This is a genomic window from Photobacterium salinisoli, assembly GCF_003614885.1.
GTDB classification, from domain to species: Bacteria; Pseudomonadota; Gammaproteobacteria; order Enterobacterales; family Vibrionaceae; genus Photobacterium; species Photobacterium salinisoli.
Genome location: NZ_QZMS01000013.1, coordinates 24,455 through 49,351, shown reverse-complemented (window position 1 = coordinate 49,351; position 24,897 = coordinate 24,455). Strand labels below are relative to the sequence as shown.

The following is a 24,897-nucleotide window of genomic DNA, read 5'->3' as shown; positions in this document are numbered from 1 at the left end:
GAAAACCATCATGAGCGATAAGCCCATCAGCACCTTACTTTCCATCATGACGCAGCTGCGCGACCCGCAGCGGGGGTGCCCCTGGGATCTCAAACAGGATTTCGCCTCGATTGTGCCGCATACGCTGGAAGAAGCCTATGAGGTGGCAGATGCCATTGCCGAAGAGAACTGGGGGGATGTGAAGGAAGAGCTGGGCGATCTGTTATTTCAGGTGATCTTTTACAGCCAGCTGGCGAAAGAGCAAGGTTTGTTTGATTTTGATGAAGTGGTCGGCGCGATAAATCATAAACTGATTCGTCGTCATCCTCATGTTTTTGCAGATAAAGATTTCGCCGATGAAGCTGCAATACATGCGAACTGGGAAGCGGAAAAGGCCAAAGAGCGAGCAGAAAAAGGGCAGGATGACAGTATTCTGGCTAATATCCCTAAGGCAATGCCTGCGCTTAACCGGGCCGATAAAATCCAGAAACGTTGTGCCCAGTTTGGCTTCGACTGGCCTACACTGGGGCCGGTCGTTGACAAAGTACAGGAAGAAATCGACGAGGTGATGGAAGAAGCCCATCAGGCGGTACCCAATCAGGAACGCATCGAAGAGGAAGTCGGTGATCTGCTGTTTGCGGTTGTTAACCTGAGCCGTCACCTGAAAGTGAAACCGGAAATGGCCTTGCAGAAAGCGAACCGTAAGTTCGAACGCCGGTTTCGCGAAGTAGAACGCTGTGTGCGGGAACAGGGCAGGTCGATCGACGCTTGTTCCCTGGATGAGCTGGACGCTGAGTGGGAAAAGGTTAAACGCAAGGAAAAGTCTGTTTCAGCATCAAAGTGAGCACTAACCCGTAAGCTGACTTTTCATCAAAGATAGCGGGCTTGATTTGGAACAAAAAGCGTCTGGGTTTACTGTGATAGTTTTCACGTTGTGGCAATAAAATGTGTCTGGTATACTAATTTCCCGTCCAGATACTTTTTATCCTCTACACCAATCTTCCAGGTTAAACATGACAACGAATTACATTTTTGTGACGGGCGGTGTTGTATCCTCCCTAGGTAAAGGTATTGCTGCAGCCTCACTGGCGGCCATCTTAGAGGCCCGTGGTCTGAAAGTGACCATGATGAAGCTAGACCCTTACATTAACGTTGATCCAGGCACTATGAGCCCGATTCAACACGGTGAAGTATTCGTTACGGAAGACGGTGCAGAGACCGACCTTGACCTTGGTCACTATGAGCGTTTCATCCGTACCAAGATGACCAAGCGCAACAACTTTACCGCCGGCCGTGTCTATGAAGACGTGCTGCGTAAAGAGCGTCGCGGTGACTATCTGGGTGCGACCATTCAGGTCATCCCTCATATCACTAATGCTATCAAAGAGCGTGTGATTGCCGGTGCTGAAGGCCACGACGTCGCTATCGTCGAAGTGGGCGGTACTGTCGGTGATATCGAGTCCCTGCCATTCATGGAAGCGATTCGCCAACTGGGCGTGCAGCTGGGCCGTGAGCGTGCGATGTTTATGCACCTGACTCTGGTGCCATACCTGGCCGCGGCCGGCGAAGTGAAAACCAAACCGACTCAACACTCAGTCAAAGAACTGCTGTCTATCGGTATTCAGCCGGATGTGCTGATCTGCCGCTCTGACCGTATGATCCCGGCCAATGAGCGTGCCAAGATTGCCCTGTTCTGTAACGTGCCGGAAAAAGCCGTTATCTCAATGAAAGACGTTGACTCCATCTACAAGATCCCGCAGCTGATCAAGTCGCAGGGTCTGGATGAGCTGGTTTGTCAGCGCTTTGGTATTAACGCCCCGGAAGCCGATTTGAGCGAGTGGGAGCGTGTTATCTATGAAGACGCCAATCCGACCGGTGAAGTGACTATCGGTATGGTGGGCAAATACACCGAACTGCCGGATGCGTATAAGTCAGTCAACGAAGCACTGAAGCACGCGGGCCTGAAAAACCGTCTGTCTGTGAACATTAAATACATAGATTCGCAGGATGTTGAATCAAAAGGCGCAGAAATGCTGACAGGCCTGGATGCGATTCTGGTACCGGGCGGGTTTGGTGGTCGTGGTGTTGAAGGCAAGATCATGACAGCGCAATATGCGCGTGAAAACAATATCCCTTATCTGGGCATCTGCCTGGGTATGCAGGTGGCGTTGATCGAGTTCGCCCGTAATGTGGCGGGCATGAACGGTGCTCATTCGACGGAATTTGATGCCAAATCACCGTATCCTGTGGTTGGCCTGATCACTGAATGGGTCGACAGCGACGGTAACGTTGAAGAGCGTACGGAAGAGTCGGATCTGGGCGGTACTATGCGTCTGGGTTCTCAGCTGTGCCATCTGGAAGAGGGCAGCAAAGCGCGTGAAATGTACGGCAGTGCAACCATTCACGAGCGTCACCGTCACCGCTACGAAGTGAACAACAACCTGTTGCCTCAGCTGAAAGAAGCGGGCCTGAAAATTTCCGGCCTGTCTGCTGACAAGAAGTTGGTAGAGATTATCGAAGTACCGAATCACCCTTGGTTTGTGGCGGCTCAGTTCCACCCTGAGTTCACTTCAACACCTCGCGATGGCCATCCTTTGTTTGAAGGTTTCGTCAAAGCCGCTGGTCAGCACCAGCGTGGTGAGTTCGAAGAGAAGTAAGTTACAAACAGCTGTTGCACATGGAGTGCGGCAGCTTTTTTTTCGCTTTTTTAAATCAAAATAAAGCAAGAGGAAACACTATGTCTAAGATCGTTAAAGTTTTGGGTCGTGAAATCATCGACTCACGCGGTAACCCGACAGTGGAAGCTGAAGTCCACCTGGAAGGCGGTTTCGTTGGTATGGCTGCGGCACCATCTGGTGCATCAACGGGTTCCCGCGAAGCTCTGGAGCTGCGTGACGGCGACAAATCTCGTTTCCTTGGCAAAGGCGTACTGAAAGCCGTTGAAGCGGTTAACGGTCCTATTGCTCAGGCGCTGGTTGGTAAAGACGCGAAAAGCCAAGCGGACATCGACCAAATCATGATCGACCTGGACGGCACTGAAAACAAATCTAAGTTTGGTGCTAACGCTATCCTGGCTGTCTCTCTGGCGAACGCAAAAGCGGCAGCGGCTGCAAAAGGCATGCCTCTGTACGAACACATTGCTGAACTGAACGGCACTCCGGGCCAGTTCTCTATGCCTCTGCCAATGATGAACATCATCAACGGTGGTGAGCACGCTGACAACAACGTAGACATTCAGGAATTCATGATCCAGCCAGTCGGTGCCAAAACACTGAAAGAAGGTCTGCGTATCGGTGCTGAAGTGTTCCACAATCTGGCCAAAGTACTGAAAGCCAAAGGCCTGAGCACGGCTGTTGGTGATGAAGGTGGCTTCGCACCAAACCTGGAATCTAACGCTGCGGCACTGGCTGCAATCAAAGAAGCAGTTGAAGCGGCAGGTTATGTACTGGGTAAAGACGTAACGCTGGCGATGGACTGTGCAGCTTCTGAGTTCTATGACAAAGAAGCGGGCAACTACAACATGAAAGGCGAAGGTAAAATCTTCACTTCTGAAGAATTTAACTTCTACCTGCAGGATCTGGCGAACCAGTACCCAATCGTGTCTATCGAAGACGGTCTGGACGAGTCTGACTGGGATGGCTTCAAGCACCAGACAGAACTGCTGGGCGACAAACTGCAACTGGTGGGTGACGATCTGTTCGTGACTAACACTAAGATCCTGAAAGAAGGTATCGACAAAGGTATCGCTAACTCTATCCTGATCAAGTTCAACCAGATCGGTTCTCTGACTGAAACACTGGCTGCTATCAAGATGGCGAAAGATGCCGGTTACACCGCTGTTATCTCTCACCGTTCCGGTGAAACTGAAGATGCAACGATTGCTGATCTGGCAGTGGGTACCGCAGCAGGTCAAATCAAAACAGGTTCTATGAGCCGTTCTGACCGTGTTGCTAAGTACAACCAGCTGATCCGTATCGAAGAAGCGCTGGGCGAGAAAGCCCCGTATAACGGTCTGAAAGAAGTGAAAGGTCAGGCATAAGCTGAAGCTTCACTTTTGTCACTTAGAGTGACTCCGGATGATAAGCCGCTCAACAGAGCGGCTTTTTTCTGCCCGAATGGTGGGTCTGGAACTGGTCACATACGGCGCTTTATGGGATTATTACCGCCTTAGAGGCTGATTAGAGAGCCTGTCTGCTTGTGTTAATTACCCAAGAATGAGGCTTGCATGCGTGTATTCAGTGCAGTGTTACTGCTGGTATTATCCTGGTTGCAGTACGAATTCTGGTCCGGCAAAAATGGCATGTCTGATTATATGGCGCTTAAAAACAATGTTGCGCTACAGCAAAAAGCGAATGCCGAGCTGGTTCAGCGTAATCAGCAGATGTATGCAGAAATCAATGATTTGCATCAGGGCCTTGAAGCGGTAGAAGAACGGGCCCGGCATGAGCTGGGTATGATCAAGCCCGGCGAAACTTTTTTCCGCATAGTCAGTGACCATTCCCTCTAGGGGGACACTCAGCGTTAACTTGGCAGTAAACCCATCATGACTCAAATCTTAACGGCGGTAGTGCCTGCTGCAGGTGTCGGCAGTCGTATGCAGGCCGACAGGCCAAAGCAGTATCTGGTGATTGCAGGCAAAACGATACTGGAACATACAGTAGACAGCTTGTTACAACACCCCGCTATTGGCCGGGTAGTGATTGCGATCAGTGACGGCGATCCATATTTTAATCATTTGTCTCTGGCCCGCCGTCCGGACGTGGTCGTGGTGCCGGGCGGTAACGAACGTGCCGATTCCGTGTTTTCCGGGCTGGCCACACTGGCAGATGAAGACTGGGTACTGGTGCATGATGCTGCCCGTCCCTGCCTGCACCAGGATGATTTATCCCGTCTGATTGAACAGGCACAACAGCATGCCTTTGGTGCCATTCTGGCTGCACCGGTGCGCGATACCATGAAGCGTGGTAACGGCCAGCAAACTATTGCAGCGACAGTGGATCGCACCGATCTCTGGCATGCATTGACCCCCCAGATGTTTCGGGTCAGACAGCTCAGAGATGCCATGGTCAAATCGCTGGCGGAAGGGGCAGTGCTTACAGACGAAGCATCGGCACTGGAGTATTGCGGCTTTTCTCCGCGGCTGGTGCCCGGTCGGGCTGATAACCTGAAAGTCACTCAGCCTGAAGATCTGGCACTGGCTGAATTTTACCTGCAGCAACGACAAAAGGAGCAGGCATAATGCGAATTGGACACGGTTTTGACGTACACAAATTTGGCGGTGATGGCCCGGTGATTATCGGCGGGGTGGCAGTGCCTTATGAGCAGGGTCTGATTGCTCACTCCGATGGCGATGTCGCTCTGCATGCTGTATGTGATGCACTGTTGGGTGCAATAGGTGCTGGTGATATCGGCCGTCATTTCCCGGATACCGATGCGGAGTGGGCGGGGGCTGACAGTCGCATGCTGCTGCGTGACGTGTACGCCAAGGTTAAAGCGAAAGGCTATCGCCTGGGTAACCTGGATGTCACAATTATTGCGCAGGCCCCGAAAATGGCGCCTTATATTGAACAAATGTGCCAAACCATTGCCGACGATCTCGACACCACGGTCGATAATATTAATGTAAAGGCCACAACGACTGAACGTTTGGGTTTTACGGGCCGCAAAGAAGGCATAGCCTGCGAAGCGGTCGTTTTGCTGCGCTCGCTCTGACGCCGCCCCTTCCTGTATAACGGAAAGAATATGACAATTGATATGGACAGCCTGAGCTGGCTGAATGGTAAGCCTGTCTGCCAGGGACGAAGCAAAGTTAGCCCGGAAGATTTTATCGTCAAAGAGCAACTGGGTTTTGACTTCACCGGCAGTGGTGAGCATTTCATGGTGAAGATCCGTAAAACCGGCGAGAACACCAAATATGTGGTCAATGAGCTGGCGAAAGCGTGCGGAGTGAAATCCCGCGATGTTAGCTGGGCTGGCCTGAAAGACAGGCACGCGGTGACCGAACAGTGGCTGAGTGTCCACCTGCCGGGTAAACCAGACCCGGATTTGACGCAATTTGTCGCTGAGCACCCCGGTGTCGAAGTGCTGGCGACCGATCGTCATGACAAAAAACTGCGTCCCGGCGATCTGGCCGGCAACCATTTTGAGCTGCGTCTGACCGGGCTGGATAATCCTCAGGATCTCGATGCGCGTCTGGTTAAGATTCAACAGCAGGGCGTACCGAATTACTTTGGTGCGCAACGTTTTGGTCATGATGGCAACAACGTGGTCAAAGCCAGAGCCTGGGGTAACGATGAATTTCGTGTCCGCGACAAGAGTAAGCGCAGCTTCTATCTGTCAGCCGCCCGCTCTTGGTTGTTTAATCTGGTGGTGTCCCAGCGTATTGCCGATGGCAAGGCTGACACCTTGTTGGCGGGTGACTGTGTTCAGCGACAGGGCAGTGAAGACTGGCAACTGGTTGAGCAGATCACGCCTGAATGGCAAGCTCAGGTTGCGGCGGGCGAATGGCTGATAACAGCACCTGTGACTGGTGACAATGCGTTGCCCAGTCAAGGTGAGGTGGCGGCGTTTGAAATGGCCGTTATTGAACAGGAGCCATTACTGCTCAAACTGATCCGTGATAACAGGATGCGACACGAACGTCGCCCTCTGATGCTGCGTCCGGCAGACATGAGCTGGCAACTGCATGCTGATCAGCTGGAAGTACAGTTCTCTTTACCTGCAGGGTGTTTCGCCACGGCAGTATTGAGGGAGCTGATTGATGAGCCTGAGCAGAAGGATGGCAGATATGCGAATTTTGATCAGTAATGATGATGGCATCTTTGCTGAAGGAATCAACACACTGGCCGATACCCTCAAAGAGCTGGGGGAGGTGTATGTGGTGGCACCGGATCGTAATCGCAGCGGTGCCTCCAATTCACTGACACTGGAAACCCCTTTGCGTGTCCGCGAAGAAGGTCTCAGGCGTATGTCGGTGGAAGGGACGCCAACGGACTGCGTACACTTCGCACTGAACGAGTGGCTGACCGATAAACCCGACATTGTGGTGGCCGGGATTAATCACGGCGCCAATCTGGGTGATGATGTGCTGTATTCAGGCACTGTGGCTGCTGCGACGGAAGGGCATTTTCTCGGCGTACCGGCCATTGCCGTATCTTTGGTCGGGCGCGAACATTTTGCGACGGCCGCCCAGGTAGTCAAAGAAGTGGTGGGGCGCCTGATGGCGCAGCCTTTGCCGAGAAATAAAATTCTCAATATCAATGTGCCGGATGTACCTTTGTCGGAACTGGGTGAATGGCAGGTAACGCGTCTGGGTGCCCGTCACCGCGCGGAAAAAATGGTCAGGGACGTCGATCCTCGCGGCAAAACGATTTACTGGCTTGGTCCTCCCGGCAGTTGCCAGGATGCCGGGCCAGGTACAGATTTTTATGCGATAGAACACAAGCAAGTATCAATTACACCGCTTCAGGTTGATCTGACAGCACACGACGCGCTGGACGACCTGACACAGTGGATGAAACAAGTGGAGAGCGACTGATAATGCGCTATGCGGAACAACGCCATAGCCTGATGGAATATTTGTCTCAGCAGGGGATAGCAGACCGTAGGGTGTTGCGGGTAATGGATACCGTTCCCCGTGAGCATTTTATTGATGAAGCTTTGTCGCACAAGGCTTACGAGAATAATGCCCTGCCCATCGGGCGTGGGCAGACCATTTCACAGCCTTATATTGTGGCCAGAATGACAGAGCTGCTTGCCTTGCAACCCGGTACTCGAGTACTGGAAATTGGCACCGGCTCTGGTTATCAGACCGCGATTCTGTCTCGTATGGTGGAGCATGTGTACTCGGTTGAACGCATTAAGGCTTTACAGTGGCAGGCCAAGCGCCGTTTCAAACAGCTGGACTTACATAATATCTCGACCAAGCATGGTGATGGCTGGCAGGGATGGGCAAGCAAAGGGCCATTCGATGCCATTATAGTGACGGCCGCCGCGGAGGTCGTTCCGCCGGCGTTGCTGGAGCAACTGTCCGAAGGCGGTCGCCTGGTGATCCCTGTTGGTGAGCAACACCAGATGCTGAAACGCATCCGCTTACTGGACGGTCACTATGTGACAGATGAAATCGCGCCGGTCCGTTTTGTGCCTCTGGTCGCAGGGGAGCTGGCGTAGCGCATGAAAGGTTTTAGCGGAAAAAAGCACAAAGTCCCGATGGTACTGGCAGCCTGTTTGTTGCTGTCGGCCTGTGCCACTTATCCGCCTGATGGCGCGAACTATGACAACACCCGGCCTGGCAGTTACCGGGGCAGTTACTATGAAGTGCAAAAAGGTGACACCCTTTACTTTATCTCTTACCTCTCAGGTCGTGATGTCAACGACTTGATTGCACTTAATCAGCTGGCTCCCCCTTATACGATTTATCCCGGCCAGAAACTGTTTCTGTGGAAGTCCAAATACGTAGCCCCTCAGTTCGGCCACAAAGTGGCTGCTCAGCCTGCGCCAGTCATCAACAAAAAACCGCCAGCGCCACCTAAACGTGAAGTTGTGCCGTATCAGCCCACTGTTGTGGTCGGTCCAGTTGCCACAGCAGCTGTCGCTTCCGGTACGACAGGAGCATCAGCTGCTGTGGCGGTCGCTAAACCACCAGTAAAATCAACAACCCCGAGTAAGCCAGCGAATAAACCTGCTCCTGCCAAGAACAATTCGGCTGCAACACCTGCAAAAAGCGTGCAAAAAACCGTCAATAAAGATGTTGATCGCGCTCCCACAAAAGAGTACTCTCAAGACTCAAAAAGTAACAAAGTTGTTACAAACAAGACTAACACAAGTAACAAGGCAGGCAAGACGCCAGCGCCTGTTGCTGACAAGGTTGACAGCTGGGTATGGCCGGCAAAGGGAAGGGTCATTTCCCGTTTTTCCAGCAGTGATAATGGCAACAAAGGCATTGATATCGCTGGCCAGAGAGGGCAGGACGTCAACGCAACGGCTGCAGGGAAAGTGGTGTATGCCGGCAATGCATTACGGGGTTATGGCAACCTTGTCATTATAAAGCACAATGACGACTACTTGAGTGCTTACGCACATAACGACAGAGTACTCGTCAGGGAGCAAGATACGGTAACCGCAGGGCAAAAAATTGCTTTGATGGGCAGCTCGGGAACGAACAGTGTCCGACTGCACTTTGAGATCCGTTATAAAGGCAAGTCAGTGAATCCGCTCAAGTACCTGCCAAACTGACAGACTACTCGGGCGTGGTGAACCGGATTTGCAAAACGCTATCTGGGAGGCGCTATGAGCAGAAGTAATGCAGCTACTGATATCGAAAACTATGAAGAGTTTGACGATGAGATGGAGCTCGATGTTGAAGAACAGGAAGCCGACGTTTCAGCAAAATCAGACTCAGAGGTTGATGACGCCGACGAAGATTTGGATATCTCGTCATACAGTGTCACTCAGAAAGCACTGGATGCCACTCAGCTTTATCTCGGTGAAATCGGCTTTTCCCCACTTTTAACTGCCGAAGAAGAAGTTCTCTATGCCCGCCGCGCGCTGCGGGGAGATGAAGTCGCCCGCAAACGTATGATCGAAAGTAACCTGCGTTTAGTGGTGAAAATTTCCCGTCGTTACAGCAACCGTGGTCTTGCCCTGCTGGATCTGGTCGAAGAAGGTAATCTGGGCCTGATCCGCGCGGTAGAAAAATTCGACCCTGAGCGCGGCTTCCGTTTTTCTACCTATGCAACCTGGTGGATCCGTCAGACCATTGAACGGGCCATCATGAACCAGACCCGGACAATCCGCTTACCAATTCATGTGGTGAAAGAGCTGAATGTGTATCTGCGTACGGCTCGAGAGCTGGCTCAAAAGCTGGATCATGAGCCTACAGCAGAAGATATAGCCCTTCAGCTGGATAAATCGGTGGATGATGTTAACCGCATGCTGCGTCTGAATGAACGTGTCGGTTCAGTTGATAACCCGATTGGCGGCGATACAGAAAAAGCCCTGCTGGATATCATCCCGGATGAACGTTGTGGCGGCCCGGAAACCTCCACGCAAGATGACGATATGAAAACCTCTATTGTCACTTGGCTGCAGGAACTGAACCCCAAACAGCGTGAAGTACTGGCCCGACGGTTTGGTCTGCTGGGCTATGAAGCTTCCACCCTTGAAGATGTCGGTCGTGAGATTGGCCTGACCCGAGAGCGTGTTCGCCAGATCCAGGTCGAAGGCCTGCGCCGCCTGCGTGACATGCTGACACATCAGGGCTTGAATATTGAATCCCTGTTCAATCAGGAAATCTAAGGTAAACGCACTTTTTAGTGCATGCTGACACAACGAAAATAGAAAGAAGAACCCAACAACAAGAAATAAGAAACAAGGTAAAAAGGTAAAAAAAGGACGCTTCGGCGTCCTTTCTTGATCGTTCCTGATCCGTTAGCAGCACCCGTTACAGTAATGCTTTTAAACGATAAAGCTCATCCAGGGCTTGCCTTGGTGTCAGCTCATCCGGGTTCAGGCGTGCCAGCGCTTCTTCGACTTCACTGGGTTCAGGGATCAGCGACAGCTGCTGGTTGTCTGTGCGTTGCGCCTGCGGCTGGTCCAAGGCTTGCTGATGGCCTGTGGTCTCCAATTGCTGTAGCTTTTGCTTGGCGCGTTTGATCACTGATTTCGGGACACCTGCCAGGCTGGCAACCGCCAGACCGAAAGACTTGCTGGCGGCTCCTTCCTGCACAGCGTGCATAAAGGCAATTTCATCGCCGTGCTCAATGGCATCCAGGTGCACATTGGCGAGCCCCGGTATTAGAGATGGCAACTCGGTCAACTCGAAATAATGGGTGGCAAACAGCGTCATGGCCGCAATTTTTTCAGCCAGCCATTCAGCACTGGCCCAGGCAAGAGAGAGTCCGTCATAGGTACTGGTACCACGGCCGATTTCATCCATCAGTACCAGACTGTTTTCTGTCGCGTTATGAAGAATATTGGCGGTTTCCGTCATTTCCACCATGAAGGTGGAGCGGCCGGAGGCCAGATCGTCCGAGGCACCGATCCGGGTGAAAATACGATCCAGAGGCCCAATAGTGGCAGAATCTGCCGGCACGTAAGATCCGACATGTGCCATCAGGGCGATCAGGGCAGTTTGACGCATATAGGTGGATTTACCGCCCATGTTTGGCCCTGTGATAATCAGCATGCGGCGATCCTGGTGTAGCGAGATCGGGTTGGCAATGAAAGGTGCATCCAGCACCTGCTCGACGACCGGGTGACGGCCAGCATTGATATCTAGGCCGGGTTTATCGCTCAGCGTCGGGCGGCAGTAATTCAGCGTGTCTGCGCGTTCAGCCAGGTTAGCCAGCACATCCAGTTCCGACAGTGCTGCCGCGGTCTGCTGCAATTGAGCCAGATGCGGCAGCAGGCTGTCAAAAAGAGCTTCCCAGAGTTGTTTTTCCAGCGCCAGTGCTTTGGACTTGGAGTTAAGCACTTTATCTTCATGCTCTTTCAGCTCAGGGATAATGTAACGTTCCGCATTTTTCAGCGTCTGACGGCGAACATAATGGCTTGGTACTTTGTGGCTCTGACCGCGGCTGATCTGAATATAAAAGCCATGCACCTGATTAAAGCCGACTTTCAGGCTGTCGATGTCATGGCGCTCACGTTCACGTTCTTCCAGCTCGGCCAGGAACTTGGTGGCACCATCGGCCAGATCGCGCCATTCGTCCAGCTCAGCATTGTAGCCAGGTGCCAGCACGCCACCGTCACGGATAATGACAGGCGGGTTTTCAACGATAGCCTGCTCCAGCAGGCTGCAAATCTCGTCCATTGGCTGGCTTTGTTGTGCCAGCTGGCGCAGTGATTCGCTGTTCAACTCTGCCAGTAGCTCAGCCAGTTCGGGCAGGTGCTGCAGTGCCGTTCGCATACGGGCAAGATCGCGCGGTCGGGCCGAACGTAATGCCAGTCGGGCCAGGATCCTTTCCAGATCGCCCATGTGACGCAGTACGCCGGCCAGTTCGGCGAACATGCCGCTGTCTTTCAGGTTGCCGATGGCATCCAGACGCAGATTCAGCTGCTGACGGTTTCTAACGGGCTGATGCAGCCAGCGTTTGAGCAGACGGCTGCCCATTGGGGTGGCCGTCTGATCCAGCACGGAAGCCAGCGTATTCTCGGTACCGCCGGCCAGATTCTGGGTCAGTTCCAGGTTACGGCGGGTAGCAGCATCAAGAATTACCGACTGTTCCTGAGTATCCCGGGTGATGGCACGAATGTGAGGCAGCGCGGTGCGCTGAGTATCTTTTACGTATTGCAGCAGGCAACCGGCCGCACACAGGCCGAACTCATCGTTTTCGACGCCAAAACCCACCAGATCGCGGGTGCCGAATTGCAGGGTCAGCTGCTGGCGAGCAGTGTCCAGATCAAACTCCCACACCGGGCGTCGGCGGGCCCCTTTTATGTGGCTGAAAAGGCCCGGCAGAGGAAAATCTTCCGGATACAGCAGCTCGACCGGACTGGTGCGCTGTAACTCGGCCTGCATGGCTTCTTCGGTTTCGGGCTCAATCAGCATGAAGCGGCCGGAGGTGATGTCCAGGGTGGCATAGCCGAAGCGGCCATTCTGACAGAAAATTGCCGCGATCAGGTTATCGCGTCTCTCCTGAAGCAGCGCCTCATCGCTGACGGTGCCCGGTGTGACAATACGCACAACCTGGCGCTCAACCGGTCCTTTGCTGGTGGCAGGATCGCCAATCTGCTCGCATATCGCGACCGAAACGCCTAACTGAACCAGCTTGGCGAGATAACCTTCAACGGCATGATATGGTACGCCAGCCATAGGAATGGGCTGACCGTTGCTTGAACCTCGCTTGGTAAGCGAAATATCAAGCAGCTGAGAAGCTTGCTTGGCATCATCAAAGAAGAGTTCATAGAAATCCCCCATGCGGTAAAACATCAGCACATCAGGGTTTTCAGCTTTAAGCCTCAAATATTGCTGCATCATGGGTGTGTGTGTTTCTAAACCTTTTATTGTCACGCTGTTGCCCGCATCAAACCGAGAAAAATCAGGCCGTCTAGGATACGTGAAAGCGTAAAAGTGGCAAAGGGGGGAAGCGCAATTTCATGTCGCGACTAATGCTTGAAGCGCCCATACCATCCTAGTAAGGTGTCGGCATTGACTGTGTACGGAGGAAAGCCGATGGTGACGACATCTTTGTCAGCGCAGCTTGGTCAGGCACTGAAAACCCAACAGTGGCTCGCCACTACCGCAGAATCCTGTACCGGTGGCGGTGTCTCTGCTGCTATCACGGATATTGCGGGCAGCTCTGCCTGGTTTGACCGAGCATTTATTACCTATAGCAATGAAGCTAAGCAGGAGATGCTGGGTGTTAAAGCTCAAACTCTGGCTCAGTACGGCGCGGTAAGTGAGCCTGTGGTGCAGGAGATGGCGAAAGGCGCGCTGGCACATTCACTGGCCACTATCAGCGTGGCTATCAGTGGTATTGCCGGGCCTGATGGGGGCACGCCGGATAAACCTGTCGGCACTGTCTGTTTTGCCTGGGCCGATACTACAGGCTGGCTTGTTGCCGAAACCTGCCATTTCAGCGGAAACCGGCAGACGATACGTGCGCAGGCTGTCGAGCGCGCATTGCAAGGCTTACTTGATCGCCTGAACACTCTGCAGTGAAGATCACAGTCTTGCCCGGCCTGACAGCCGGTCAGGAAAAAAATGCCACACAGTGCTAGACACTGTATGAATAGACAGTATACTAACCAGTAATTTGAATATTGAATTAGCATCCGTTGGAGAGTCGAATGGACGACAACAAACAGAAGGCTCTTGCCGCTGCCCTGGGTCAGATCGAAAAGCAGTTCGGTAAAGGCTCCATTATGAAGCTGGGTGATAACCGTACGATGGACATTGAGACCATCTCAACCGGTTCACTGTCTCTGGATATTGCACTGGGTGCCGGCGGCCTGCCAATGGGTCGTATCGTAGAAATTTATGGTCCGGAATCGTCAGGTAAAACGACGCTGACGCTGGAGACCATTGCAGCAGCACAGCGCAAGGGTAAAACCTGCGCATTTATCGATGCTGAGCACGCACTGGATCCTATTTATGCCAAGAAGCTGGGTGTGGATATTGATCAGCTGCTGGTTTCACAGCCGGATACCGGCGAGCAGGCACTGGAAATCTGTGATGCGCTGGCCCGTTCCGGCGCTGTCGATATGATAGTGGTCGACTCCGTTGCTGCCCTGACACCCAAAGCCGAAATCGAAGGTGAAATGGGTGATTCGCACATGGGCTTGCAGGCGCGTATGCTGTCTCAGGCCATGCGTAAGCTGACGGGTAATCTGAAACAGTCTAACTGTATGTGTATCTTCATCAACCAGATCCGTATGAAGATCGGTGTGATGTTCGGTAACCCGGAAACAACCACCGGCGGTAACGCGCTGAAATTTTATGCCTCAGTTCGCCTGGATATCCGCCGTACCGGCGCTATCAAAGAAGGCGATGAAGTGGTGGGTAACGAAACCCGCATTAAAGTAGTGAAAAACAAGATAGCAGCCCCGTTTAAACAAGCCGATACGCAAATCCTGTACGGACAAGGCTTCAACCGTAATGGTGAGCTGATTGATCTGGGTGTGAAGCAAAAGCTGATCGAAAAAGCGGGCGCTTGGTATAGCTACAAGGGTGACAAGATTGGACAGGGTAAAGCCAATGCGTGTAAATACCTGACCGAAAACCCTGAAATTGCGCAGATCATTGACCAGCAATTACGAGAGCAACTGCTGAACCCTGCCAATGTTTCAGAAGCCGATGCTGAGCTGGTCAGTGCCGAGACAGATAAAGTCGATGCTCAGGATGAAGCTTTTTAATCACGACGTATGATGTAACGGCTGGATAGCCGGAGCAGTCATGGCTTTCACGGGCGCTGTACAAAGGTGAAAACACCAATGTCAGTGCCCGTTTTGTATTTACAACCGATGTACCTAAGTATTTCGAGGGGACATGGAATTAATCAGCAATCTATTTTGCTTGGTATACGTCAATCGGGGAGGTGTATAGGTGAGAAGGCAAGCACCTAAAATCTCGGCTAAAGAAGCGGCCGTGGGGTATCTGTCACGGCGAGACCATGCCAAGCGCGAGTTGCAGCAAAAGCTTAAGCAGCGTGGTTACAGCGAGCAGGAGGTCTGTGACGCAGTCGCATATTGCCAGGATTACAACTGGCTGGATGATGCCCGCTATGCGGCCATGGCGGTGCGAAACGGGGTATCAAAAGGCTGGGGCATGCTGCGAATCAAGCAGGAAATGAAGATGAAAGGGGTGCATGACTTGTGTATCAAGCAGGCACTGGAAGAGGCCGGTGTGGATTGGTTTGCACAGGCCAGGGCGGTGGCACAACGCAAGTTTGGTGACACTCAGATGGACACACCGAAAGAAAAAGCCCGCCGATTACGTTTTATGCAATCAAGAGGTTTTGATTTCGACCAGATTCGGTATGCCTTAGCGGTCGAAGATGAATACTGAGGCAGATTCTGCCATTGTGTTAACAGAACATTTCCCGTCAAACCCGCGTTGTTTTACAATAGCCGGTAAACCTTTTATCTTAGATTGATTAAACCTGCAGGTTTGCTGAACTTTGCGTTCGGCAGCGGGCAACTGGGGCGCAGTTGCAGGCAGGGGAATTAACACAGCATTATTCAGGATTGTCAAATGTACATGAGCACTGATGAGATTCGCCGTGCGTTTCTTACGTTTTTTGAAAGCAAAGGCCACCAGATAGTCGAAAGTTCGTCGCTGGTTCCCGCCAACGACCCGACCCTGCTGTTTACAAACGCAGGCATGAACCAGTTTAAAGATACTTTTCTGGGTCTGGAAAAGCGTAATTACTCCCGAGCGACCACGGCGCAGCGCTGTGTACGTGCTGGTGGTAAACACAATGACCTGGAGAATGTGGGCTTTACTGCCCGTCACCATACCTTCTTTGAAATGCTGGGTAATTTCAGCTTTGGTGATTATTTCAAAGAAGAAGCGATTCAATATGGCTGGGAGTTTCTGACCGGCGTATTGAAACTGCCGAAAGAGCGCTTGCTGGTCACTGTGTATCAGACCGATGATGAAGCCTTTGATATCTGGCACAAGGTAATTGGTTTACCGGAAGAGCGTATTATCCGTATTGGCGACAAAACCGGCGGTAAGGCATACGAGTCTGATAACTTCTGGCAGATGGGCGACACCGGTCCGTGCGGCCCATGTACTGAAATTTTCTACGACCACGGTGATCATATCTGGGGCGGCCCTCCGGGTTCACCGGAAGAAGACGGTGACCGCTTCATTGAGATCTGGAACATCGTTTTCATGCAGTTTAACCGTCAGGCTGATGGCCAGATGGATTCGCTGCCTAAGCCTTCTGTCGATACAGGGATGGGGATTGAACGTTTGGCGGCCATTATGCAAAACGTTCACTCAAACTATGAAATAGATATCTTCCAGGCGCTGATCAAAGAGGCGGCCTCTGTGATTGGCTATGACGATCTGACTAACCAGTCTCTGCGGGTTGTTGCTGATCATATCCGCTCTTGTGCTTTCCTGATTGTGGATGGTGTGATGCCTTCTAACGAAGGCCGCGGTTATGTGCTGCGCCGTATCATTCGTCGTGCGGTACGCCACGGTAACAAACTGGGTGCGACCGGTGCTTTCTTCCACAAGCTTGTTGGTCCTCTGGCTGAGGTTATGGGCAGCGCTGGTGAGACACTCAAGCAGCAACAGGCCATGGTTGAGAAAGTGTTGAAGATCGAAGAAGAAAACTTTGGTCGCACACTGGATCGCGGTATGTCCATCCTGAATGAAGCGATTGACGCTTTGGATGGCAAAGTGCTGGACGGTGAAACTGTCTTTAAACTGTACGATACCTATGGTTTCCCTGCTGATCTGACTAACGATGTCGCTCGTGAGCGTGGTTTCAGCATTGATGAAGAAGGCTTCAATAATGCGATGGAAGCACAGCGTCAGCGCGCCCGTGAAGCCGGCCAGTTTGGTGTTGACTATAACGACAACGTGAAAGTCGATGCGGAAACTGAGTTTTGCGGCTACGACGGCACCCAGGGTGAAGGTCAGATTGTAGCGCTTTTCCGTGACGGTGAAGCGGTAGACACTGTGGCAGCCGGCGACAAAGCGCTGATCATCCTGGACCACACGCCGTTTTATGCGGAATCCGGTGGCCAGTGTGGTGACACGGGGGTGCTTTCCGCCCAGGGTGTGATGTTCTCAGTTGAAGATACGCAGAAGTTTGGCGATGCAATTGGTCATCAGGGCACCCTGAACGAAGGTTCCTTGTCTGTGGGTGATCGAGTGGATGCCAAGGTTGACGCTAAGCGCCGTGCAGCCATTAGCCTGAACCACTCTGCCACGCACCTGTTGCACGCGGCACTGCGTCAGGAGCTGGGTGAGCACGTGACTCAAAAAGGCTCACTGGTGAAACCTGATGGCCTGCGTTTTGATTTCTCGCACCTGGAGTCAGTTAAACCTGAGCAGTTGCGCAAGATTGAACGCATTGTTAACGAACAAATCCGCCTGAACCATGTGATTGAAACCAATGTCATGGACATTGAATCAGCAAAATCCAAAGGGGCGATGGCGCTGTTTGGCGAGAAGTATGATGACCAAGTGCGTGTACTCAGCATGGGTGACTTCTCGACTGAGCTGTGTGGTGGTATTCATGCCCGCCAGACCGGTGATATCGGCCTGTTTAAGATAGTGTCGGAAGGGGGTATTGCTGCGGGTATCCGTCGTATTGAAGCTGTGACGGGTGAAGGCGCCATTGCGCTGCTGCATGAGCAGGACAGCCTGTTGGCCGAAACGGCCAGTCTGGTGAAATCTGATCCAGCGTCTGTTGCCATCAAAGTGAATGCTTTGGTTGCCCACAGTAAGCAGCTGGAGAAAGAAATTCAGCAGCTGAAAGACAAACTGGCCGCCCAGGAAAGTGCCGATCTGATTAATCAGGTGCAAGAAATTAATGGTACTAAGGTCTTGATTGCTAAGCTGGATGGTGCAGATAACAAAGCACTGCGTGGTATGGTAGACGAGCTGAAAAATAAGCTGGGAAGCGGTGTTGTTGTCTTGGGTAACGTCAGTGACGGCAAAGTTGGCCTGATCGCTGGTGTCACCAAAGATGTGATCACTAAAGTGAAAGCTGGCGATCTGGTGAACATGGTTGCTCAGCAGGTTGGTGGTAAAGGTGGCGGTCGTCCTGATATGGCTCAGGCTGGCGGTACAGATGCTGGTGCGTTACCTGCAGCACTGGACAGTGTGTCGCCTTGGTTGACCGAGCGCCTGTAACGACGATCTCTGATTGCAAAACGGCGACTTAAGTGCTGATGTTGACTGTGGTACAGTCAACATCAGCCATGAAAAAAGTGCTACAATTACAGTCAATTGAGTCGTTGAACCTGACAGAGGATGCAATGGCGAGTGGTCGAGTACATTTTTTGGGTCTGATCTGAGTGGTGCGCCAGATGCAGAAAATGTTTGTGGTTGATTGTTAAAGTCTGGATAATCGCCCACTTCTCGCTGTTTCTTGAGCAGTGACCATGAACTCTATGGGCTTTTTGTGTAAAAAAGCTTTATAAACACTAATTACAAGTAAGATTACTCAAGGAGCAATCGAATGCTAATTTTGACTCGTCGTGTAGGTGAGACGCTAATGATCGGTGACGAAGTAACCGTGACCGTACTTGGCGTAAAGGGAAATCAGGTTCGCATCGGTGTTAATGCGCCGAAAGAAGTGTCTGTTCACCGTGAAGAGATCTACATGCGTATACAGGCAGAAAAAGATACCGGAACACAAGGTTCGGGTAACTACTAATTCCTGTTTTATAAAGAGGTCGGCTTATTAGCTGGCCTTTTTTGTTTTTGTACGCTGATAACGCGCCAGGTCAGTGAAAATTATGATGAAGTCACCACCCGGGAAGCTTTTGATAGCGGTTTGGTGATTAAGTGTCCAGCCAGTGATGGAAAGGCGCTTTTTCTCAATAAAGTGTTTGACTTATTTTTGCCTGACAGTAATATGAGCGACCGCAAGACGGTGAGGTGGCCGAGAGGCTGAAGGCGCTCCCCTGCTAAGGGAGTATACGGTTTATCCCGTATCGAGGGTTCGAATCCCTCCTTCACCGCCATTCCTTTCAACAGCTTGAAAGAAGTGGTGTTTGCAATCTGCGCGTCCGTAGCTCAGCTGGATAGAGTACCTGGCTACGAACCAGGCGGTCGGAGGTTCGAATCCTCCCGGACGCGCCATATTTCAGAAGCAGGGCTCAAGGGCTCTGCTGAATAACTGTTTCTGCGCGCTCGTAGCTCAGCTGGATAGAGTACCTGGCTACGAACCAGGCGGTCGGAGGTTCGAATCCTCCCGAGCGCGCCATTATACAGTGTGGTGAGGTGGCCGAGAGGCTGAAGGCGCTCCCCTGCTAAGGGAGTATACGGTTTATCCCGTATCGAGGGTTCGAATCCCTCCTTCACCGCCATTCTTTCTTCAGTGTGATAGCTGAAAGCAAGAAGTAAAGCCTGCGCGTCCGTAGCTCAGCTGGATAGAGTACCTGGCTACGAACCAGGCGGTCGGAGGTTCGAATCCTCCCGGACGCGCCATTATTTAAATCACAATGTCAGTGTCAGACATTGTGAAAACACAAGTTTCTGCGCGCTCGTAGCTCAGCTGGATAGAGTACCTGGCTACGAACCAGGCGGTCGGAGGTTCGAATCCTCCCGAGCGCGCCATTATTTGTGTGGTGAGGTGGCCGAGAGGCTGAAGGCGCTCCCCTGCTAAGGGAGTATACGGTTTATCCCGTATCGAGGGTTCGAATCCCTCCTTCACCGCCATTCTTCCCAATAGCTAGAGTCCCTTTAGATATTGTGTAAGACCCTGCGCGTCCGTAGCTCAGCTGGATAGAGTACCTGGCTACGAACCAGGCGGTCGGAGGTTCGAATCCTCCCGGACGCGCCATATTTGATCAAGTATCAATGGACTGCTACTTCAAAAACTGATTCTGCGCGCTCGTAGCTCAGCTGGATAGAGTACCTGGCTACGAACCAGGCGGTCGGAGGTTCGAATCCTCCCGAGCGCGCCATCATCTCAAGTCGTGATTATTCACGCAGAAAATTCTGCGCGTCCGTAGCTCAGCTGGATAGAGTACCTGGCTACGAACCAGGCGGTCGGAGGTTCGAATCCTCCCGGACGCGCCATTATTTTCAAGTTTCAATGGACTGTAACGGTTAAACCAATTTTGCGCGCTCGTAGCTCAGCTGGATAGAGTACCTGGCTACGAACCAGGCGGTCGGAGGTTCGAATCCTCCCGAGCGCGCCATTATTCAAGTCGTGATTTTTCACGCATCTGCTCTGCGCGTCCGTAGCTCAGCTGGATAGAGTACCTGGCTACGAACCAGGCGGTCGGAGGTTCGAATCCTCCCGGACGCGCCATCCTTATAAACCCAGCCCCGGCTGGGTTTTTTATTGCCTTCCTTTTTCCGTTTTACTCATTCTCCGCTCAACACTCCCTGCAACCACTGGCATTTCTGTATGGAAAGGGGTAGTTTTGGCTTGCCTTGCAATGATAAGGCTAAGGATTTCACCGGATTGAGAAGGAAAATGCCTATGACAACTCAACAGCTTGCTATTACTGCCTTTGGCGATGTTCATTGTCTTCAGCTGCAATCGGCCGAGATCCCGGCGCCAGAAGGGCGGCAGGTGCTGATCGATGTGGCTTATGCAGGAGTCAACCCTATAGATGCCAAAACCCGGGCAGGCTTAGGTTGGGCGGCGCAGCAAAACCGGGACAAGCTGCCTTGGGTGCCGGGCTATGATGTTGCCGGTGTTATCGCCGCTGTTGGCGAGGAGGTCGCTGAATGGAGCGTCGGGCAGCGAGTGTGCGGTTTTATCGGGTTTCCTTTGCAAGGCGGTGGATACAGTGAGCAGGTACTGGCTGAGGCGGACAGCCTGAGTCTGGTGCCGGATGGTGTCCCTTTAGCAGAAGCAGCGGCGTTACCTTTAGCGGGGCAAACGGCCAGGCAGGCACTGGAAAAAGCATCAGTACAGAGCGGTGAGCGCGTATTGATCTTAGCCGGTGCTGGCGGTGTAGGCCATCTGGCCATACAGCTGGCATGTCGCAAAGGTGCTGAAGTCGTGGCCAGTTGTTCGGCGGCCAATCAGGCGTTCGTCGCTTCTCTGGGTGCGCAAGCGGTGGATTACCAAAAAGGAGAGCTGTCAGCTCAGTTACAGGCGGTGGATGTGCTTATCGATCTGGTTGGAGGCGAAATAGGCGTGGCGGCACTCTCTTGTGTCAAGCCGGGGGGTCGCGTGGTGACTGTACCGACTATCACGGCAGAGAGTGTGACAGCGGCGGCAAAAGTCACCGGCTTGCATGCACTAGGTATGCTGGTGTCCCCTTCGGTGGCGCAGAACGATCAGATGCTGGCTATGATGGCAGAAGGTGATCTGACGGTGTTGATCACTGAGCAGTTCCCACTTGGGCAGGGCGCGGAGGCACACCGTCAGATAGAAACTGGCCGGACCCGCGGCAAAATAGTTCTGGCAATGAAAGACTGACGAATGGATTGGAGTTGGTCTGGCGAAGCCCTGTTGTGGGGGCTGTTTTTCACTGGCTTACTCAGCGCGACCTTGCTGCCGGGAGGCTCGGAAGCCGGCCTTCTGGCCGCTCTTAGTGCGCAGTCACAGCCGGTATGGCTGCTGGTTACCGTTGTCACGGCGGGCAATACTGTCGGGGGCATGGTGAGTTTTTATCTGGGACGTTGCATCCCCGATAAAACTTCTGAAGAAAATCAGAGTCATACTAAAGCAGTTGCTTGGATAAAAAAATACGGTTACTGGAGCCTGTTGCTCAGTTGGGTGCCGATTGTGGGTGATCCGCTTTGCTTAGCTGCAGGCTGGCTGCGGATGCGGGCAGGACTCTGTGCCTTGTTTATTCTCATCGGCAAAGCCGTGCGGTACGTAATACTGGTGCTGCTGTTTTGATTTTTCACTCTGAAATTAATAGAAGGAAGGCGAACGTGCAAAAGCGGATTCTGAGCCTTGTGTTGCTGGTCCTTAGCGGATGCAGCAGTCAGACGCCCCCCGAACAGGCACAGTCATTGCCTGATGGTGTGCATTTTGTCGAAAGCGTCTCGGACACTAGTGCTGAAGTCGTGATCCCTTACAGCAAATATGTGCTGGATAATGGCCTGACGGTGATCCTGCATGAGGATAACTCAGACCCTATTGTGCATGTGGATGTGACTTACCATGTGGGCTCGGCCCGCGAGCAATTGGGCAAATCGGGTTTTGCCCACTTCTTTGAGCACATGATGTTCCAGGGCTCCAAACATGTCGGTGATCAAGAGCACTTTCGCCTGATCACCGAAGCCGGCGGCACCATGAACGGTACAACCAATCGTGACCGCACCAATTACTTTGAAACTGTGCCGTCCAATCAGCTGGAAAAGGTGCTCTGGCTGGAATCCGACCGTATGGGCTTCTTGTTGAGTGCCGTATCCCAGCACAAGTTTGAGATTCAGCGCGCCACGGTGAAGAACGAGCGTGCACAACGCTATGAGAACCGCCCTTACGGCATGGTGAATGAAAGAATCGGCGAAGCGCTTTTTCCGCGCACACACCCGTATTCGTGGCAGCCTATCGGTTATGTTGACGATCTGGACCGGGTTGATGTTAACGATTTGAAAGCCTTCTTTCTTCGCTGGTACGGGCCGAATAACGCCACGCTGACCATTGGTGGCGATATTGATAAAGCGGAAACACTGGCATGGGTACAGAAGTACTTTGGTGGTATTCCGCGTGGACCGAAAGTCGATAACTCGCCCAAAGCGCCTGTCACACTTGATGCAGATCGCTACCTGACTCTGGAAGATAACATCCAGCAACCTATGCTGATGATGGCATGGCCGACCTCATACAAAGGGGCGCCCGATGATGCATCACTGGATATGCTGGCGAAAGTCATAGGGGGCGGGAAGAACAGTATCCTGTACCAGGCATTAGTGAAAACCGGAAAAGTAGTGGATGCCGGCGCCTATCACGATTGCGGTGAGCTGGCCTGTACCATGTATGTCTATGCCATCGGTCAGAGTGGCGAGCAGGGACAGCTGGACCGCATTTATGACGAAGTCAGCACTGTGCTCAGCAGTCTGGCACAGCGCGGCGTCAACCAGCAAGAGCTTGATGAAATGAAAGGTATGGCCGAAGCCTCTGCGATTTTTGGCCTGCAAAGTGTGCATGGCAAAGTGGCGCAACTGGCGGCTTACCAGACCTTTTACAGTGATCCAAACCGTTTGGGCACAGAGCTGGCCAACCTGCGCAGCGTGAAACCCGCGGATGTGGAGGCCGTGTATCGGCGCTATGTGGAGAACCGGCCCAAAGTGGTGCTCAGTACTGTGCCAAACGGGCGAACAGAGATGGCCGCCGCCAAAGCCAACTACAGTCCGGCAGATCGCCTTATTCCTGAGCACAAATCCGTTCGGGACAATGAGCTGAACCTGCGCGAACCACAGGATGAAGGGTTTGACCGCTCAGTCATGCCTCAGCCTTCTGAGCCGGTTACGGCTCAGGTGCCTGAGTTATACCGCTTCATGCTGGCTAACGGTATTGAAGTGCTGGGCACCCAGTACGATGAAACCCCGACCGTGGAATTGCAATTGGTTTTACCGGCGGGGCGCCGATATGAACCTGTGGGTAAAGAAGGGCTGGCCGAACTCACGGCTGCGATGCTGGCAGAAGACAGCAAGCGCCATTCATCGGAAGATCTGGTTTCTCGTCTTGATACGCTGGGCAGTACTGTGACCTTCTCATCAGGTATGTACGGGACTGTTGTTTCTGTCACGACCCTGAAGAAGCACCTTAACGAAACGCTGGCTATCATGCAGGAGCGTTTGTTTGAACCGGCCTTCAATGAAGAGGATTTTAACCGGGTGAAACAGCAGGCGCTGGAAGGCCTGGTGTATGATCATCAGCGTCCGAGCTGGCTGGTCAGTCAGGCCACCCGCGAGGTGCTGTACGGCAATACTGTGTTTGGCCGTCCTTCGGACGGTACGCTGGCATCGGTTCAGTCAATGACACTGGAAGATGTCAAAGCTTTTTATCAGCGCTTCTACACCCCCAATGGAGCACAACTGGCTGTCGTTGGCGATGTGCAGCCCGCTGAGCTGACATCCCATCTGTCATTTCTGGCAAGCTGGCAGGGTGCACCGGCACCTACTTATGTCACCCCTGTGTTGCCCGCTCAGTCTGAGCCGGCAATCTGGCTGGTCGATAAGCCGGGGGCACCGCAAAGCACTGTGCGCTTAGTGCGGAATGGCCTGCCGTATGACGCCACGGGTGAACAGTTCGAGATCCAGCTGGCGAACTTTAATCTGGCAGGTAATTTCAACAGCCGGATTAATCTCAATCTGCGCGAAGACAAGGCCTACACCTATGGTGCCGGTGGTTATCAGAGCGGCAACAAAGAAGCGGGGCTGTCTGTATTCTATGCCGAAGTGCGTGCCGATGTGACCATACCGTCAATTAAAGAGATGCTGAAGGAGTTGGAGAATTACAGCCGCAATGGTCTGACGGATGATGAACTGGCCTTTATGCGTCTGGCGGTCGGTCAGCAAGAGGCACTGAGTTATGAAACACCGAGTGATAAAGCTGATTTGCTGCGGCAAATTATGATTTATCAGCTCGATGATGATTTTGTGTCAAAGCGTAATGCGATCACGGCATCTATCAGTAAAAACCGGCTCAATGAGCTGGCCGCAAAATGGTTTAATCCCGAGGATTACCAGATTATTGTGGTGGGGGATGCGCAGTCATTATTGCCGCAATTAAAAACACTGAATATGCCTGTTCATCCTTTAAAACCAGTGCAATAAGATCAGCATAATTACCGGCTGATTAAGCC

Annotated in this window: 20 protein-coding genes and 12 tRNA genes; 31 read left to right on the top strand and 1 reads right to left on the bottom strand. The window is 52.5% G+C overall.

Features of this window, described 5'->3' with window-relative positions; all coding sequences use genetic code 11:
- Positions 1 to 10 precede the first annotated feature (10 nt).
- From mazG to rpoS, 11 genes are all read left to right on the top strand, one after another.
- Positions 11 to 823, top strand: a complete 813-nt coding sequence (gene mazG, locus D6M16_RS18015) for a nucleoside triphosphate pyrophosphohydrolase (protein ID WP_120513278.1) — start codon at positions 11 to 13, stop codon at positions 821 to 823.
- 169 nt (positions 824 to 992) lie between these two features.
- Complete coding sequence (locus D6M16_RS18010; RefSeq protein WP_120513277.1) at positions 993 to 2,636, top strand: CTP synthase; 1,644 nt, start codon at positions 993 to 995, stop codon at positions 2,634 to 2,636.
- 80 nt (positions 2,637 to 2,716) lie between these two features.
- Positions 2,717 to 4,018: a phosphopyruvate hydratase gene (gene eno / locus D6M16_RS18005; RefSeq protein WP_027253560.1), complete on the top strand. Its 1,302-nt coding sequence runs from the start codon at positions 2,717 to 2,719 to the stop codon at positions 4,016 to 4,018.
- A 186-nt stretch (positions 4,019 to 4,204) separates the two neighbouring features.
- The gene (gene ftsB, locus D6M16_RS18000; RefSeq protein WP_120513276.1) at positions 4,205 to 4,486 is read left to right on the top strand and encodes a cell division protein FtsB; all 282 of its coding nucleotides are present in this window, start codon (positions 4,205 to 4,207) and stop codon (positions 4,484 to 4,486) included.
- 36 nt (positions 4,487 to 4,522) lie between these two features.
- Complete coding sequence (gene ispD / locus D6M16_RS17995) at positions 4,523 to 5,218, top strand: 2-C-methyl-D-erythritol 4-phosphate cytidylyltransferase (protein ID WP_120513275.1); 696 nt, start codon at positions 4,523 to 4,525, stop codon at positions 5,216 to 5,218.
- The gene (ispF, locus tag D6M16_RS17990; RefSeq protein WP_027253557.1) at positions 5,218 to 5,691 is read left to right on the top strand and encodes a 2-C-methyl-D-erythritol 2,4-cyclodiphosphate synthase; all 474 of its coding nucleotides are present in this window, start codon (positions 5,218 to 5,220) and stop codon (positions 5,689 to 5,691) included. The genes ispD and ispF overlap by 1 nt, the downstream gene beginning before the upstream one ends.
- 30 nt (positions 5,692 to 5,721) lie before the next feature.
- Positions 5,722 to 6,786 (top strand): tRNA pseudouridine(13) synthase TruD, encoded by a 1,065-nt coding sequence (gene truD, locus D6M16_RS17985; protein WP_205576943.1) that lies wholly within the window; start codon positions 5,722 to 5,724, stop codon positions 6,784 to 6,786.
- The gene (surE, locus tag D6M16_RS17980; protein WP_120513274.1) at positions 6,767 to 7,516 is read left to right on the top strand and encodes a 5'/3'-nucleotidase SurE; all 750 of its coding nucleotides are present in this window, start codon (positions 6,767 to 6,769) and stop codon (positions 7,514 to 7,516) included. Before truD ends, surE begins: the two co-directional genes overlap by 20 nt.
- Before the next feature lie 2 nt (positions 7,517 to 7,518).
- On the top strand, positions 7,519 to 8,148 hold the full coding sequence (locus D6M16_RS17975; protein ID WP_027253554.1) for a protein-L-isoaspartate(D-aspartate) O-methyltransferase: 630 nt from the start codon (positions 7,519 to 7,521) through the stop codon (positions 8,146 to 8,148).
- 3 nt (positions 8,149 to 8,151) lie between these two features.
- Positions 8,152 to 9,213 carry a peptidoglycan DD-metalloendopeptidase family protein gene (locus D6M16_RS17970; protein WP_120513273.1) on the top strand — a complete coding sequence of 354 codons (1,062 nt, stop codon included), beginning with the start codon at positions 8,152 to 8,154 and terminating at the stop codon, positions 9,211 to 9,213.
- A gap of 54 nt (positions 9,214 to 9,267) precedes the next feature.
- Positions 9,268 to 10,275 carry an RNA polymerase sigma factor RpoS gene (gene rpoS / locus D6M16_RS17965; protein WP_120513272.1) on the top strand — a complete coding sequence of 336 codons (1,008 nt, stop codon included), beginning with the start codon at positions 9,268 to 9,270 and terminating at the stop codon, positions 10,273 to 10,275.
- A gap of 145 nt (positions 10,276 to 10,420) precedes the next feature.
- Here the strand turns inward: rpoS and mutS are convergent, their stop codons facing one another.
- Positions 10,421 to 12,991 carry a DNA mismatch repair protein MutS gene (mutS, locus tag D6M16_RS17960; protein ID WP_120513271.1) on the bottom strand — a complete coding sequence of 857 codons (2,571 nt, stop codon included), beginning with the start codon at positions 12,989 to 12,991 and terminating at the stop codon, positions 10,421 to 10,423.
- Between the two features lie 162 nt (positions 12,992 to 13,153).
- Here mutS and pncC point away from each other — a divergent pair, with 162 nt between their 5' ends.
- From pncC to D6M16_RS17860, 20 genes are all read left to right on the top strand, one after another.
- Entirely contained in the window at positions 13,154 to 13,642 is a 489-nt protein-coding gene (pncC, locus tag D6M16_RS17955; RefSeq protein ID WP_120513270.1) for a nicotinamide-nucleotide amidase, read from the top strand.
- A gap of 128 nt (positions 13,643 to 13,770) precedes the next feature.
- On the top strand, positions 13,771 to 14,835 hold the full coding sequence (recA, locus tag D6M16_RS17950; protein WP_120513269.1) for a recombinase RecA: 1,065 nt from the start codon (positions 13,771 to 13,773) through the stop codon (positions 14,833 to 14,835).
- Positions 14,836 to 15,025: 190 nt separating this feature from the next.
- Positions 15,026 to 15,487: a recombination regulator RecX gene (gene recX, locus D6M16_RS17945; RefSeq protein ID WP_120513268.1), complete on the top strand. Its 462-nt coding sequence runs from the start codon at positions 15,026 to 15,028 to the stop codon at positions 15,485 to 15,487.
- 186 nt (positions 15,488 to 15,673) lie between these two features.
- Positions 15,674 to 18,298, top strand: coding sequence for an alanine--tRNA ligase (gene alaS, locus D6M16_RS17940; protein WP_120513267.1), 2,625 nt, complete (start codon positions 15,674 to 15,676; stop codon positions 18,296 to 18,298).
- A 328-nt stretch (positions 18,299 to 18,626) separates the two neighbouring features.
- Complete coding sequence (csrA, locus tag D6M16_RS17935; RefSeq protein ID WP_027253546.1) at positions 18,627 to 18,824, top strand: carbon storage regulator CsrA; 198 nt, start codon at positions 18,627 to 18,629, stop codon at positions 18,822 to 18,824.
- A 218-nt stretch (positions 18,825 to 19,042) separates the two neighbouring features.
- Positions 19,043 to 19,134 (top strand) — tRNA-Ser (locus D6M16_RS17930).
- A gap of 41 nt (positions 19,135 to 19,175) precedes the next feature.
- Positions 19,176 to 19,252, top strand: a tRNA-Arg gene (locus D6M16_RS17925).
- Between the two features lie 47 nt (positions 19,253 to 19,299).
- Positions 19,300 to 19,376: transfer RNA gene (locus tag D6M16_RS17920), tRNA-Arg, on the top strand.
- Between the two features lie 11 nt (positions 19,377 to 19,387).
- Positions 19,388 to 19,479: transfer RNA gene (locus D6M16_RS17915), tRNA-Ser, on the top strand.
- Positions 19,480 to 19,523: 44 nt separating this feature from the next.
- Positions 19,524 to 19,600, top strand: a tRNA-Arg gene (locus tag D6M16_RS17910).
- A gap of 52 nt (positions 19,601 to 19,652) precedes the next feature.
- Positions 19,653 to 19,729, top strand: a tRNA-Arg gene (locus tag D6M16_RS17905).
- A gap of 10 nt (positions 19,730 to 19,739) precedes the next feature.
- Positions 19,740 to 19,831, top strand: a tRNA-Ser gene (locus D6M16_RS17900).
- Between the two features lie 47 nt (positions 19,832 to 19,878).
- Positions 19,879 to 19,955, top strand: a tRNA-Arg gene (locus D6M16_RS17895).
- Between the two features lie 47 nt (positions 19,956 to 20,002).
- Positions 20,003 to 20,079, top strand: a tRNA-Arg gene (locus D6M16_RS17890).
- A gap of 38 nt (positions 20,080 to 20,117) precedes the next feature.
- Positions 20,118 to 20,194: transfer RNA gene (locus tag D6M16_RS17885), tRNA-Arg, on the top strand.
- A gap of 45 nt (positions 20,195 to 20,239) precedes the next feature.
- Positions 20,240 to 20,316: transfer RNA gene (locus D6M16_RS17880), tRNA-Arg, on the top strand.
- A 36-nt stretch (positions 20,317 to 20,352) separates the two neighbouring features.
- Positions 20,353 to 20,429, top strand: a tRNA-Arg gene (locus D6M16_RS17875).
- Between the two features lie 174 nt (positions 20,430 to 20,603).
- Entirely contained in the window at positions 20,604 to 21,554 is a 951-nt protein-coding gene (locus D6M16_RS17870; RefSeq protein WP_120513266.1) for an NADP-dependent oxidoreductase, read from the top strand.
- 3 nt (positions 21,555 to 21,557) lie between these two features.
- Positions 21,558 to 21,980: a YqaA family protein gene (locus D6M16_RS17865; RefSeq protein WP_120513265.1), complete on the top strand. Its 423-nt coding sequence runs from the start codon at positions 21,558 to 21,560 to the stop codon at positions 21,978 to 21,980.
- A gap of 35 nt (positions 21,981 to 22,015) precedes the next feature.
- Entirely contained in the window at positions 22,016 to 24,868 is a 2,853-nt protein-coding gene (locus D6M16_RS17860; RefSeq protein ID WP_120513264.1) for a M16 family metallopeptidase, read from the top strand.
- Positions 24,869 to 24,897: the final 29 nt, after the last annotated feature.

What these genes read in the sequence shown, in the direction of transcription:
- mazG (WP_120513278.1), top strand. Translation starts at nt 11, where the DNA reads ATGAGCGATAAGCCCATCAGCACCTTACTTTCCATCATGACGCAGCTG.
- D6M16_RS18010 (WP_120513277.1), top strand. Translation starts at nt 993, where the DNA reads ATGACAACGAATTACATTTTTGTGACGGGCGGTGTTGTATCCTCCCTA.
- eno (WP_027253560.1), top strand. Translation starts at nt 2,717, where the DNA reads ATGTCTAAGATCGTTAAAGTTTTGGGTCGTGAAATCATCGACTCACGC.
- ftsB (WP_120513276.1), top strand. Translation starts at nt 4,205, where the DNA reads ATGCGTGTATTCAGTGCAGTGTTACTGCTGGTATTATCCTGGTTGCAG.
- ispD (WP_120513275.1), top strand. Translation starts at nt 4,523, where the DNA reads ATGACTCAAATCTTAACGGCGGTAGTGCCTGCTGCAGGTGTCGGCAGT.
- ispF (WP_027253557.1), top strand. Translation starts at nt 5,218, where the DNA reads ATGCGAATTGGACACGGTTTTGACGTACACAAATTTGGCGGTGATGGC.
- truD (WP_205576943.1), top strand. Translation starts at nt 5,722, where the DNA reads ATGACAATTGATATGGACAGCCTGAGCTGGCTGAATGGTAAGCCTGTC.
- surE (WP_120513274.1), top strand. Translation starts at nt 6,767, where the DNA reads ATGCGAATTTTGATCAGTAATGATGATGGCATCTTTGCTGAAGGAATC.
- D6M16_RS17975 (WP_027253554.1), top strand. Translation starts at nt 7,519, where the DNA reads ATGCGCTATGCGGAACAACGCCATAGCCTGATGGAATATTTGTCTCAG.
- D6M16_RS17970 (WP_120513273.1), top strand. Translation starts at nt 8,152, where the DNA reads ATGAAAGGTTTTAGCGGAAAAAAGCACAAAGTCCCGATGGTACTGGCA.
- rpoS (WP_120513272.1), top strand. Translation starts at nt 9,268, where the DNA reads ATGAGCAGAAGTAATGCAGCTACTGATATCGAAAACTATGAAGAGTTT.
- pncC (WP_120513270.1), top strand. Translation starts at nt 13,154, where the DNA reads ATGGTGACGACATCTTTGTCAGCGCAGCTTGGTCAGGCACTGAAAACC.
- recA (WP_120513269.1), top strand. Translation starts at nt 13,771, where the DNA reads ATGGACGACAACAAACAGAAGGCTCTTGCCGCTGCCCTGGGTCAGATC.
- alaS (WP_120513267.1), top strand. Translation starts at nt 15,674, where the DNA reads ATGTACATGAGCACTGATGAGATTCGCCGTGCGTTTCTTACGTTTTTT.
- csrA (WP_027253546.1), top strand. Translation starts at nt 18,627, where the DNA reads ATGCTAATTTTGACTCGTCGTGTAGGTGAGACGCTAATGATCGGTGAC.
- D6M16_RS17870 (WP_120513266.1), top strand. Translation starts at nt 20,604, where the DNA reads ATGACAACTCAACAGCTTGCTATTACTGCCTTTGGCGATGTTCATTGT.
- D6M16_RS17865 (WP_120513265.1), top strand. Translation starts at nt 21,558, where the DNA reads ATGGATTGGAGTTGGTCTGGCGAAGCCCTGTTGTGGGGGCTGTTTTTC.